We start from the raw sequence: 11,808 nt of genomic DNA on the forward strand, positions 1-11,808 counted from the left end.
CCGCGGCCAGCGGCTCGCCGCCGGCGACGTCGGCGGCGGCCGCCAGAGCGGCAGACCCTTCGGCGGTACGCAGGGCAGCGAGCAGTTCGAGGTCCACGGCGAGTCATTCTGCTAGGAGGTGACGTGCTGGCACTCTGGTTGACGGAGTGCTAGTTCCGGCATAATCTCCGATTAGCACTCTCAACCTGAGGGTGCCAGCGCGCGCCCCATCCGGGATGCGCGCCTGCACCAGGCGGACCGGCACCCGCGACGACGGCCCCGCCCGGTGGCATGAGGCATCAGCCCGGCCTGTCCACTGGCCGGCGACAACACCTGTACCCAGGAGGGTATGCCCGTGACTACCGCGACAAAGGTTGCGATCAAGCCGCTCGAGGACCGCATCGTGGTCCAGGCGAACGAGGCCGAGACCACGACGGCGTCGGGCATCGTGATCCCCGACACCGCCAAGGAGAAGCCGCAGGAGGGCACCGTCCTCGCCGTCGGCCCCGGCCGGATCGACGACAAGGGCAACCGCGTTCCGATCGACGTGCAGGTCGGCGACACCGTTCTGTACTCGAAGTACGGCGGCACCGAGGTCAAGTACGCCGGCGAGGAGTACCTGGTGCTCTCCGCCCGCGACGTCCTCGCGGTCATCGAGAAGTAAGACCTAACCGACAGTGCTGACCGCCCTGGCCCGGCTCTCCGGTCCAGGGCGCCGGTGCGTTGAAGGGACCATAAATGGCGAAGATCCTCAGTTTCTCTGACGACGCCCGGCACCTGCTGGAGCACGGCGTCAACACGCTCGCCGACACGGTCAAGGTCACCCTCGGGCCGCGCGGCCGCAACGTCGTCCTCGACAAGAAGTTCGGCGCTCCCACGATCACCAACGACGGTGTCACCATCGCCAAGGAGATCGAGCTCAGCGACCCGTACGAGAACCTCGGCGCGCAGCTGGTCAAGGAGGTGGCGACCAAGACCAACGACGTCGCCGGCGACGGGACCACCACCGCCACCGTGCTCGCCCAGGCGCTGGTCAAGGAAGGCCTGCGCAACGTGACCGCGGGCGCCAACCCGATCGCGCTCAAGCGCGGCATGGACCTGGCCGCCGAGGCCGTCTCCAAGGCCCTGCTGGAGAAGGCGGTCGAGGTCGGCGACCACAAGGCGATCGCCAACGTCGCCACCATCTCGGCCCAGGACGCCACCATCGGCGAGCTCATCGCCGAGGCGATGGACCGGGTCGGCCGCGACGGTGTCATCACCGTCGAGGAGGGCTCCGCGCTGAGCACCGAGCTCGACGTCACCGAAGGTCTCCAGTTCGACAAGGGCTTCATCTCCCCGAACTTCGTGACCGACGCCGAGTCGCAGGAGGCCGTCCTCGAGGACGCGTACCTGCTCATCACCACCCAGAAGATCTCCAGCGTCGAGGAGATGCTGCCGCTGCTGGAGAAGGTCCTGCAGGGCGGCAAGCCGCTGCTCATCGTGGCCGAGGACGTCGACGGCCAGGCGCTGAGCACCCTCGTGGTGAACGCCCTGCGCAAGACCTTCAAGGTCGCCGCCGTGAAGGCGCCCGGCTTCGGGGACCGCCGCAAGGCGATGCTGCAGGACCTGGCCATCGCGACCGGTGGCGAGCTCATCGCCCCCGAGCTCGGCTACAAGCTCGACCAGGTCACCCTCGACATGCTGGGCACCGCCCGGCGCGTCGTGGTCGACAAGGAGAACACGACCATCGTCGACGGTGGCGGCCGCAAGGCCGAGATCGACGACCGGGTCGCGCAGATCCGCAAGGAGATCGAGGCCTCGGACTCCGACTGGGACCGCGAGAAGCTCTCGGAGCGGCTGGCCAAGCTCTCCGGCGGCATCGCCGTCATCAAGGTCGGCGCCGCGACCGAGGTCGAGATGAAGGAGCGCAAGCACCGCATCGAGGACGCCATCGCGGCGACCAAGGCTGCGGTCGAGGAGGGCACCGTCCCCGGCGGCGGCGCCGCCCTGGCGCAGATCGCCTCGGTGCTCGACGACAACCTCGGCCTCACCGGCGAGGAGGCGATCGGCGTGCAGATCGTCCGCAAGTCGCTCAAGGAGCCGCTGCGCTGGATCGCGCAGAACGCCGGCCACGACGGCTACGTCGTGGTGGGCAAGTCCGCCGAGCTCGGCTGGGGCCACGGCCTCAACGCGGCCACCGACGAGTACGTCGACCTGGTCGCGGCCGGCATCATCGACCCGGTCAAGGTGACCCGCAACGCGGTCTCCAACGCCGTGTCGATCGCGGCGCTGCTGCTCACCACGGAGAGCCTCGTGGTCGAGAAGCCGGCCGAGCCGGAGCCGGCCGCTGCGGGTGGTGGCCACGGCCACAGCCACGGCGGGCACGGGCACCAGCACGGCCCGGGCTTCTGATCCGATTTCTGATTCGTCAGAGCAAAAGGGCGCGTCGCGTTTCAGCGGCGCGCCCTTTGTCGTGTGTGATGCGGGATTCGGGGAAAGAGGCGCGGATGATCGTGGTGGTGGAGGGGCCGACCGCGGCGGGCAAGACGTCGTGGTGCCGGCGGTACGTCGGCCGGTACGTCGCCGAGTACGCCGCGACCGGCCGGGAGCCCACCGACGCGGTGGCGCTGGCCCGGCACTGGGCCCGGGTCAGCATGCGGCGCTGGGCCGAGGCCGTCGACCTGGAACGCGCCGACGGGGTGGCGTTCTGCGACACCGACCCGGTCAAGCTGCACTACGCGTGGGGGATGGCGGCCCTCGGCCTGGCCCCGCGCGCGCAGTTCGACCGGGAGCTGACAGTGACCCGCGAGGCGTTCCGGGCCGGCCGGCTCGGCTTCGCCGACGCGGTGCTGGTCGGGCTGCCGGAGGTCGAGACGCTGCAACGCCGGCGGGACACGGACGAGACCCGGCGGCGGCGCAATTTCGCGGCGCACGTCCAGCTGCGGGAGCCGCTGCAACAGTGGTACGCGGCTCTGGAGCGCCTCGATCCGGGCCGGGTGATCTGGGAACTGCCGGCCGAAGGCGTGCCGAAGCTGCCGGAGCCGCGCGCCGAGCGGTGCGCGGTGTCTCTGCTCGATGATCTGGTGGCCGCGCTGCCACCGCTGCGGCCGGCGGCCGTCATCGAAACGTAAGACCTGAGGCCCGGGTACGCGGGGCCGCCGGGTGGAGGATGGAGACGTGAAACTCTCCTTGCGGGCCGCGCTGGCCGGGGTCGCGGCGGCCGGTGTGGCCCTCGGCGTCGCCGAGCTGATCGCCGTCTTCACCGGTCCGCTGTCGTCACCGCTGTTCGCGGTGGGCGGCGTGGTGGTCAACAACGTGCCCGCGCCGGTCAAGGACACGGGGATCGCGATCTTCGGCACGCATGACAAGACCGCGCTGATCACCGGCACGGCGATCCTGCTGGGGGTTTACGCCGCTCTGCTGGGCGTGCTGGCTCTGCGCCGGCGGGTGGTCGCGGTGGTGGGCATCGCGTTGTTCGCGGTGATCGGGGTGGTCGCGGCGCTGACCCGGAACGATGCCGGGGTTTCGGCTGCGCTGCCGACGCTGGTCGGGGCGGTGGCGGCGTTCTTCGCTCTTCGTTACCTGCTGGGGGCAGCAGTCGAGGCGGAGCCTGATGCGGTGGTCGCTACCCCGACAGGTGGTTCTTCAGCGGCCGCGTCTGCGCCCTCCGGTTCAGGTCTTGCTGGTTCCGGGCCTGCGGGGCCCGGGTCCGCCGGTTCCGTGCCGCCCGGTTCCGCGACTGCGGAGTCCGGGCCCGTCGGATCCGCGCTGGTGGGTTCCGCATCCTCCGGGTCCGTGTCCTCCGATTCCCTGCGCGCCGGCTCTGGGATCGCTTCCGGTTCCGGGGGCGCCGGCGGTCGGCCGGCGGCGCTTGCCACCGCCTCGGCTGATGCTGATCGGCTTGCGCGGCCGCCGGTGTCGCCGAGTGCCTACCGGGAGGACGGCCGCCGGCGCTTCCTCATCGGGCTCGGCACCGCTGCCGGCATCACCGCAGTCGGTGGTGTGGGCGGCAGGCTGCTGACCTCCCGCCGCGCGGTGACCTCCGCCCGCAACGCGGTCGTGCTGCCCGCGGCGTCGGCCGCCGGACCCGTCCCGGCCGGTGCCCAGGTCGACGGCGTGACCGCCTACGTGACCTCGAACGACGACTTCTACCGGATCGACACCGCGCTGTACCCACCCCAGATCGACCCGTCGACCTGGGAGCTGCGCATCCACGGCATGGTGCGCAACCCGATCACCATCACCTGGGAGCAGCTGCTGAAGCGGCCGATGGTGCAGCGCTACGTGACGCTCGCCTGCGTCTCCAACGAGGTCGGCGGCGACCTCATCGGCAACGCGCTGTGGCTCGGCACCCCGATCAAGGAGCTGCTCGATGAGGCCCAGCCGCTGCCCGGCGCCGACCAGGTGGTGCAGCGTTCGAGCGACGGCTGGACCTGTGGCACCCCGACGGCCGTGCTCCGGGACGGCCGCGACGCCCTGCTCGCGGTCGGCATGAACGGGGAGCCGCTACCCGTGCGGCACGGGTTCCCGGTGCGCATGGTCGTCCCGGGACTGTACGGCTACGTCTCCGCCTGCAAGTGGATCACCGAGATCGAGTTGACCCGGTTCTCGGACTTCGACGCGTACTGGGTGCCGCGGGGCTGGTCGGCGCTCGGCCCGATCAAGACCGAGTCACGCATCGACACACCGCGTGACGGCGCCAAGCGCGACGCGGGGCCGGTCACGGTGGCCGGGGTGGCGTGGGCCCAGCACCGCGGGATCACCAAGGTCGAGGTTCAGGTCGACAACGGTCCATGGGCCACCGCCACGCTCGCCCCGGTCGTCTCGGTCGACACGTGGGTGCAGTGGTCGTACTCGTGGCCCGCCACCGCGGGCAAGCACACTCTGCGGGTCCGGGCAACCGACAAGGATGGTCAGACTCAGACCAGCACGCCCGCCCCGCCCGCGCCGGACGGGGCCACCGGGTGGCACTCCGTGCAGGTCACGGTCGGCTGAATCGAGTCACGCGAAAGCCGCACTTTCGGTCCGACGACACAGTCAAGTTCGCTCATACGGTGGCTTGTATGTCCACCGACGCGGCTCACACGCCGCAGAACACGCCGACGCGGCTCCCCGCAGGGAACCGCGTCGTCACTTGTGTGGTGATGCCGCGCTCGGTCCGGCGTCAGGCCGCCGGTGCCTGCCGTTGTGCCGGCACCGTCGACTTGTGGGGCCGGCCCAGGCGGGCTTCGAGCCGAACCAGGTCGACCCGTCCGTGAGTCCGATCGGCAAGGTCCTCCCAGCCGACCGCGAGCAGCCGCAGCCGCTCCGCTTCGCTGAAACCTCCCCAGACGCCGTACGGCTCACGGACAGCCAGCGCGTGAGCAGCGCACTCCGCCCGGACCGGGCAGGCTCCGCACATCGTCTTGGCCTTGGCCTCACGACGATTGCGGGAAGAGCCACGCTCACCGTCCGGGTGGAAGAACTGGGCGCTGTCGCGCCCCCTGCACAGGCCGAGTCGTTGCCAGTCCCAAAGATCGGCGATGGGCCCGGGCAGTCTGCGAACGTTCGACATCAACACCCTCCTCCCGCGCGGCACCGCGGAGTGCTGTCATGAGGGGCCTGGCTCAGGCCTGCCGCCGGTGTACCCCGGTGCAGGCTTCGTCACACACGACTTGTCGATGTCTTCGTCGGCCGTATCCCATCGGTGCGGCAAGCCGTACCGATGTTTCCTATTTTTTCCATCTAAAGCGCGTAATGCTGCGGCCGTTGCGTGATCTCCTCTGAGAGAGAAGGAGGATCACTGTGCGTACCGTCCTCGTGTGCGTCCGAACCCCACTAGCGGCCCAGACCGTCGCCTCCACAGCGGCCCGGCTCGGCATGACCGGGGTCGTGCGGACGGCGGTCAGCGAGACCGAGGCCATGATCCGACTGGCTGAAAGGCCGGCCGAGGTCGTACTGGCCGACACCGCCGTGACCCGTCCCGACAGCGTTGGTTTCACCCGGCGCGTCCTCGCCCGTGCCCCACAGGCGCAGGTCGTCCTCTTCGGCGCCGAAGACCCCCGGGTCGCGGCGGCAGCCGTAGCCGCCGGCGCCCGCGGCGTCATCCGCGGCGTCGAACACGACCTGGTCAGTGTGGTCGCCAAGGCGTTGCTGCTCCTCCTGCTACCGGTACGCCCGCAGGGCATGCCGATCAACGGCGCGAACGCCCAACCGGCCGCGGTCGGCGGGGCGGGCCGCAACAACAACTCGGCCACGGCCCGCGGTCTGCACCGCGACGGGCTGGCCATGGCCGGCACACCGAACGCGGCCGGCATCCCGGCGATGCTGCCGAACTCCCCGATGGTCCCGGCCCAGCGCGGCGACGGATCGGACATCGACCCGGCAACGGGCCGCCCGATGGTCTGGCCCGGCAACGACACGGGCCGCACCGACGCCCCGACGGGCCGGCGACTCACGCTCACCGAGCGCGAACTGCAGGTACTGAGGGGCATGGCCGACGGAAAGAGCAACGCGGAGATCGGCCGGGAGTTGTTCGTCTCGGAAGACACGGTCAAGACCCACGCGCGGCGACTGTTCCGCAAGCTCGGCGCCCGCGACCGCGCCCACGCGGTAGCGGCCGGCTTTCGGGCCGGCCTGGTCGCCTGACCGAGCCGCAAGACGACCCGCCCGGCCCGACCACCGGCTCGCGGCCGGGCCGGGTCGGGCCGGGCGGAGCTGAACCGGCGACCGGGCCGGTCGGAATTCGCTGGCTGGGCTGATCGGAGCTGTACCGGCGACCGGGCCGGATGGCTCGGATTGGCGGTTGGGCCGGTTGGGCTGATCAGAGCTGGGCCGGCGATTTAGCTGATCGAGGGCTGGACGGGCGATTGGGCCGGCCTGGCCGGTCTTGCTGGCCTGGCCGAGGTCACCAGGTCAGCCTTGCTGATTCGAGCGAGGCCGGTCATACCGCTGCCTCAGCTGGTTGCTCCCGGCCGGCCCCGACCATCTACTCCCGGCTCACCTACCCGGGGCCGAGTCAACCGCGGTCAGCTGCCCCATCGAGGTAGTGACCGCAACCAAAGTCGCGCTTCGCCCGTCGGTGTCGAGGGTGCCAAAACAGGCTAGGCGCCCTTTGCCGTGGCCTGTTTTGGTGCACTCGACACCGACCGCCCTTGGGGCGAAGTGCCAGCCGAGCGAAGCGAGGCCATCAGCTGGGTTCGTCGTCTGTGCCTTCGGTCAACGTGTCGTGCACGCCGTCCGCGTAGCCCCGGGCGTACTCCCACGTCACGTAGTGGTCCGGGTCCGGGTCGTAGGCCGGCTCGTGCACCCGGGGCCGCCCGCTGCTCAGCAGGTGCCGGAGGTTCCCTCGCAGCAGGTCCCAGTCGAAGTAGTGCGGCTCGTGGCAGTCCTCACACTCGATCACCAGCCCCCGGATCCCGGTCGGGCTCAGCAGGGCCTGGTAGATCTCCAGGTCGGAGAGGTCCTCGAGGACGTCTTGCCGCTCGGCCTCGGTCAGCGGGTCGTTCTCGGCGTCCTCGGTGAGGTCGTCGAGTCCGGCGGCCGGATCGGCGGGGTCGCCGTTGAACGGGTCGATCGGCTCTTCTTGCACGGTGTCTACCGTACCCATGTAGAGGCGGTGTGTGCTGGCCCGCACGCGCTGTCCGCCCTTCAGAGCCCCTCACCTGGATGGGTAGGATGAAACACTCCGCCTCTTGCTAGGGATGATCAGTGGATAACGAGTCCGCCCGCACGGTGCCCCTGGGTCTCACCTTCGACGACGTGCTGCTGCAGCCAGGCGAATCCGATGTCGTGCCGAGCCGGGTCAACACGATCACCCGGATGACGCGCAACGTCGAGCTCTCCATTCCGCTGCTCTCCAGCGCCATGGACACCGTCACCGAGGCGCGGATGGCCATCGCCATGGCGCGGCAGGGCGGCATCGGTGTGCTGCACCGCAACCTCTCTCTCGAGGATCAGGCTTCGCAGGTCGATCTGGTCAAGCGGTCCGAGTCCGGCATGATCACCAATCCGGTCACCTGCAGCCCCGACGACACCCTGCGGGAGGTCGACGCCCTCTGCGGGCGTTACCGGATCTCCGGGCTGCCCGTCGTCGACGCCGAGGGTGTGCTGGTCGGCATCGTCACCAACCGGGACATGCGGTTCGTCACCGACCACGGCGTCAAGGTGCGCGAGGTCATGACCAAGATGCCGCTCATCTCCGCGCCGGTCGGGGTCAGCAAGGACGAGGCGCTCGCCCTCCTCCAGCGGCACAAGGTGGAGAAGCTGCCGCTGGTCGACGACTTCGGCCGGCTTCGTGGGCTGATCACGGTCAAGGACTTCACCAAGAGCGAGCAGTATCCGAACGCCGCCAAGGACCCGCAGGGCCGGCTCCGGGTCGCCGCCGCCGTCGGGGTCGGTGACGACGCCTACAAGCGGGCGCGCGCCCTGATCGACGCCGGTGTCGACGTCGTCATCGTGGACACCGCGCACGGGCACCAGCGTGCGGTCCTCGAGATGGTCGCCCGGCTCAAGAAGGACACCACCACCGACATCGTGGGCGGCAACATCGCGACGTACGCGGGCGCCAAGGCCCTGGTCGAGGCCGGCGCCGACGCGGTCAAGGTGGGTGTGGGTCCCGGCGCCATCTGCACCACCCGGATCGTCGCGGGGGTCGGCGTGCCGCAGATCACCGCCGTGATGGAGGCCTCGCGGGCCTGCCGTCCGGCGGGCGTCCCGGTCATCGCCGACGGCGGCATCCAGTATTCCGGTGACATCGCCAAGGCCATCGTGGCCGGCGCCGACACCGTCATGCTCGGCGGTCTGCTGGCCGGCTCCGAGGAGAGCCCCGGCGACCTGATCTTCATCAACGGCAAGCAGTTCAAGACCTACCGGGGGATGGGCTCGCTGGGCGCCATGCAGTCCCGCGGCCAGGCCAAGTCCTACTCCAAGGACCGCTACTTCCAGCAGGACGTCAACGAGGACAAGCTGGTGCCGGAAGGCGTCGAGGGCCAGGTGCCGTACCGTGGCCCGCTCTCCCGGGTCGCCCACCAGCTGATCGGCGGTCTGCGCGCGGCGATGGGTTACGTCGGCGCTGAGACCATCCCGGACTTGCAGGACAAGGGCCAGCTCATCAGGATTACCGCTGCGGGTCTCAAGGAGAGCCACCCGCACGACATCCAGATGACCGTCGAGGCTCCCAACTACCACTCCCGCTGATCCACTCCCTTAAGAAGGTATTCCGACATGCGTGACGTGGTGGAGATCGGTCTCGGCAAGACCGCCCAGCGCGGGTACCACCTGGACGACATCGCCATCGTCCCGAGCCGGCGGACCCGGGACGTGGACGACGTGTCCACGGACTGGAAGGTCGACGCGTACCCGTTCAAGATCCCCTGCGTCGCGCACCCGTCGGACGCCACGATGAGCCCGCAGTCGGCGGTCGCCCTGGGCCGCCTCGGCGGCCTGGGCGTGCTCAACGCCGAGGGCCTGTGGACCCGCTACGAGGACCCGACCAAGATCCTCGAGGAGCTCGCCGGGCTCGACGAGGAGGCGGACGCGACCAAGCGCCTCCAGGAGGTCTACTCGGAGCCGATCCGGCCCGAGCTGATCGCCGAGCGCGTGCGCACCATGCGCGAGGGCGGCGTGACCGTGGCCGTCCGGGTGTCGCCGCAGCACACCCTCGCGCTGGCCCCGGTGATCCTCGACGCGGGGGTCGACCTGCTCGTCATCCAGGGCACCCTGGTCTCCGCCGAGCACGTCTCCACCACCGACGAGCCGCTGAACCTCAAGGAGTTCATCGCCGACCTCGACCTGCCGGTCATCGTCGGCGGCTGCACGGACTACAAGACCGCGCTGCACCTGATGCGCACCGGCGCGGCCGGCGTCATCGTCGGCATCGGCGCGGACGAGTGGTCCACGACGGACACGGTGCTCGGCATCCGCGTCCCGATGGCCAGCGCGATCGCCGACGCTGCCGCCGCCCGCCGTGACTACCTGGACGAGACCGGCGGCCGCTACGTGCATCTCATCGCCGACGGCGGCATCCAGACCTCCGGTGACATCGCCAAGGCGATCGGCTGCGGCGCGGACGCGGTCATGCTCGGCGAGCCGCTGTCGCTGGCCGAGGGCGCCCCGGCCGGCGGCGCGTGGTGGCACTCGGCGGCGAGCCACCCGAGCCTGCCGCGTGGCGGTTTCTGCATCGCCGGCGAGCCCGACGGCACCCTCGAGGAGCTGCTGTACGGCCCGGCCGACCGGCCCGACGGCCAGCTCAACCTCTTCGGTGGCCTGCGCCGGGCGATGGCCAAGTGCGGCTACCACGACGTCAAGGAATTCCAGAAGGTCGGCCTGGTCCTGGACCGCTGAGACAGGCGTCGCCGGGGGAGCGCGGCTTCGCCGCGCTTTCGCCGGTGGCACGTAACGTCGTTGCTGTGATGCAGCGAGGGCGTACCCGCAGGACAGCAACCGCTTTGGCCGTGGTGACGGCGCTGGCCGTCGCCGGGTGCACTGCCGAGGACAAGACTCCGCAGGCGGCGCAGTCGCCGTCCGTACCGCCGAGTTTCGCGCCCGGCGCCGAGGGTGCCGGCGACGCCTACTTCCCCAAGTACGGCAACGGCGGCTACGACGTCGCTGGGTACGACCTGAAGCTCAACTATGCGCCCGCCTCGGGACAGCTCGGCGGCACGGCGACCATCACCGCCACCGCCACCCAGGACCTGTCGGCGTTCCACCTGGACCTGGCCCGGCTGACGGTCGCCGAGGTGACTGTGGACGGACAGCCCGCCACCAGCAAGGCCGACGGCAACGAGCTCGTCGTGACCCCGGCCGCCGGGATCGTCAAGGGCAAGACCTTCACCGTCGTCGTCGACTACAGCGGCAAGCCGCAGCCGCTGAAGAACGAGGCGCTCGGCGTCGGCGGGTGGTTGCGGACCAAGGACGGCGCCTTCGCCCTGGGGCAGCCCGAGTCCGCCAGCACCTGGTTCCCGGTCAACGACCATCCCTCCGACAAGGCCACCTTCGCGCTGGCCATGACCGTGCCCGACGGCGTCGATGTGCTCAGCAACGGTGTGCCCGGCGAGCGGGCCACCAGCGCCGGCAAGACCACCTGGCGCTGGACGGAGAGCAAGCCGCTGGCCAGCTACCTCGCGTTCGTGGTGATCGGGCAGTACCGGGTGCAGAGCACCACCCACGATGGCAGGCCGATGGTCATCGCGCTGCCCGACTCGTTGCCGGCCAGCAGCAACGCCGCCCGTGCGCTGGCCCGCACCGGTGCTGTCACGGACTTCCTCGCCACTCAGTTCGGGCCGTACCCGTTCGATGCCAACGGTGGGGTGGTCCTCGACGACGACCGGGTCGGGTACGCGCTGGAGACCCAGTCCCGCCCGGTCTACGGCAACACGTTCTTCGTGGGCGAACCCAACACCACCGTGGTCGTCCACGAGCTGGCCCACCAGTGGTACGGGGACAGCGTCGCCCTCTCCCGCTGGCAGGACATCTGGCTCAACGAGGGCTTCGCCACGTACGCGGAATGGCTCTGGCAGGAGCACGAGGGCGAGCGGACCGCCCAGCAGTCGTTCGATCGGGCCTACTCAGGATTCGACTGGTCGGTGCCGACCGGTGACCCGGGCCCAGACCGGCTCTTCAGCGACGCCGTCTACCAGCGCGGCGGGATGACCGTGCACGCGCTGCGCCGCACGATCGGCGATCCGGCCTTCTTCGCCCTGCTCAAGTCGTGGCCGGCCGAGCACCGCGACGGCAACGCCACCACCGAGGAGTTCATCGCGGCGGCCGAGCAGGCCGCCGGCGGCAAGGACCTCGGGGCGCTCTTCGACGCGTGGCTCTTCGGCAAGCAAAAGCCGCCGCAGCCTTAGGGGGTGTCTCGTGGGTCATGAC

The 11,808-nt window shown here is 70.3% G+C and carries 10 protein-coding genes; 8 read left to right on the plus strand and 2 right to left on the minus strand.

Translation table 11 applies throughout. The features are described 5' to 3' along the window. Positions 1-328: 328 nt before the first annotated feature. The 4 genes from groES to AB0C29_RS15205 all read left to right on the plus strand — a co-directional run bounded on the left by groES (position 329) and on the right by AB0C29_RS15205 (position 4,953). Positions 329-643 (plus strand): co-chaperone GroES, encoded by a 315-nt coding sequence (gene groES, locus AB0C29_RS15190; protein ID WP_084297906.1) that lies wholly within the window; start codon positions 329-331, stop codon positions 641-643. 74 nt (positions 644-717) lie between these two features. Continuing rightward, entirely contained in the window at positions 718-2,370 is a 1,653-nt protein-coding gene (gene groL / locus AB0C29_RS15195) for a chaperonin GroEL (RefSeq protein ID WP_360820511.1), read from the plus strand. Positions 2,371-2,465: 95 nt separating this feature from the next. Beyond that, a complete protein-coding gene (locus AB0C29_RS15200) occupies positions 2,466-3,089 on the plus strand; it encodes a hypothetical protein (RefSeq protein WP_360556048.1) in 624 nt (207 codons plus the stop codon). Between the two features lie 46 nt (positions 3,090-3,135). After that, entirely contained in the window at positions 3,136-4,953 is a 1,818-nt protein-coding gene (locus AB0C29_RS15205; RefSeq protein ID WP_360820513.1) for a molybdopterin-dependent oxidoreductase, read from the plus strand. 169 nt (positions 4,954-5,122) lie between these two features. On the opposite strand, the gene AB0C29_RS15210 is transcribed toward AB0C29_RS15205, so the two are convergent. Further along, entirely contained in the window at positions 5,123-5,512 is a 390-nt protein-coding gene (locus AB0C29_RS15210; protein ID WP_203773793.1) for a WhiB family transcriptional regulator, read from the minus strand. Positions 5,513-5,742: 230 nt separating this feature from the next. Here AB0C29_RS15210 and AB0C29_RS15215 point away from each other — a divergent pair, with 230 nt between their 5' ends. Then, positions 5,743-6,585 carry a response regulator transcription factor gene (locus AB0C29_RS15215; RefSeq protein WP_360556044.1) on the plus strand — a complete coding sequence of 281 codons (843 nt, stop codon included), beginning with the start codon at positions 5,743-5,745 and terminating at the stop codon, positions 6,583-6,585. 541 nt (positions 6,586-7,126) lie between these two features. Here AB0C29_RS15215 and AB0C29_RS15220 read toward each other — a convergent pair. Further along, positions 7,127-7,528 carry a DUF5319 domain-containing protein gene (locus AB0C29_RS15220; RefSeq protein ID WP_360820516.1) on the minus strand — a complete coding sequence of 134 codons (402 nt, stop codon included), beginning with the start codon at positions 7,526-7,528 and terminating at the stop codon, positions 7,127-7,129. A 119-nt stretch (positions 7,529-7,647) separates the two neighbouring features. Here AB0C29_RS15220 and guaB point away from each other — a divergent pair, with 119 nt between their 5' ends. From guaB to AB0C29_RS15235, 3 genes are all read left to right on the plus strand, one after another. Beyond that, positions 7,648-9,135 carry an IMP dehydrogenase gene (gene guaB, locus AB0C29_RS15225; RefSeq protein WP_360556042.1) on the plus strand — a complete coding sequence of 496 codons (1,488 nt, stop codon included), beginning with the start codon at positions 7,648-7,650 and terminating at the stop codon, positions 9,133-9,135. A 27-nt stretch (positions 9,136-9,162) separates the two neighbouring features. Continuing rightward, the gene (locus AB0C29_RS15230; protein ID WP_360556041.1) at positions 9,163-10,281 is read left to right on the plus strand and encodes a GuaB3 family IMP dehydrogenase-related protein; all 1,119 of its coding nucleotides are present in this window, start codon (positions 9,163-9,165) and stop codon (positions 10,279-10,281) included. Positions 10,282-10,349: 68 nt separating this feature from the next. Then, the gene (locus AB0C29_RS15235) at positions 10,350-11,786 is read left to right on the plus strand and encodes a M1 family metallopeptidase (protein WP_360820518.1); all 1,437 of its coding nucleotides are present in this window, start codon (positions 10,350-10,352) and stop codon (positions 11,784-11,786) included. The last annotated feature ends 22 nt before the right edge of the window (positions 11,787-11,808 follow it).

It is taken from the genome of Actinoplanes sp. NPDC048791, assembly GCF_040650095.1.
In the GTDB taxonomy this organism is placed as follows: domain Bacteria; phylum Actinomycetota; class Actinomycetes; order Mycobacteriales; family Micromonosporaceae; genus Actinoplanes.

What these genes read in the sequence shown, in the direction of transcription:
- AB0C29_RS15230 (WP_360556041.1), top strand. Translation starts at nt 9,163, where the DNA reads ATGCGTGACGTGGTGGAGATCGGTCTCGGCAAGACCGCCCAGCGCGGG.
- AB0C29_RS15235 (WP_360820518.1), top strand. Translation starts at nt 10,350, where the DNA reads ATGCAGCGAGGGCGTACCCGCAGGACAGCAACCGCTTTGGCCGTGGTG.
- groL (WP_360820511.1), top strand. Translation starts at nt 718, where the DNA reads ATGGCGAAGATCCTCAGTTTCTCTGACGACGCCCGGCACCTGCTGGAG.
- AB0C29_RS15200 (WP_360556048.1), top strand. Translation starts at nt 2,466, where the DNA reads ATGATCGTGGTGGTGGAGGGGCCGACCGCGGCGGGCAAGACGTCGTGG.
- groES (WP_084297906.1), top strand. Translation starts at nt 329, where the DNA reads ATGCCCGTGACTACCGCGACAAAGGTTGCGATCAAGCCGCTCGAGGAC.
- AB0C29_RS15210 (WP_203773793.1), bottom strand. Translation starts at nt 5,512, where the DNA reads ATGTCGAACGTTCGCAGACTGCCCGGGCCCATCGCCGATCTTTGGGAC.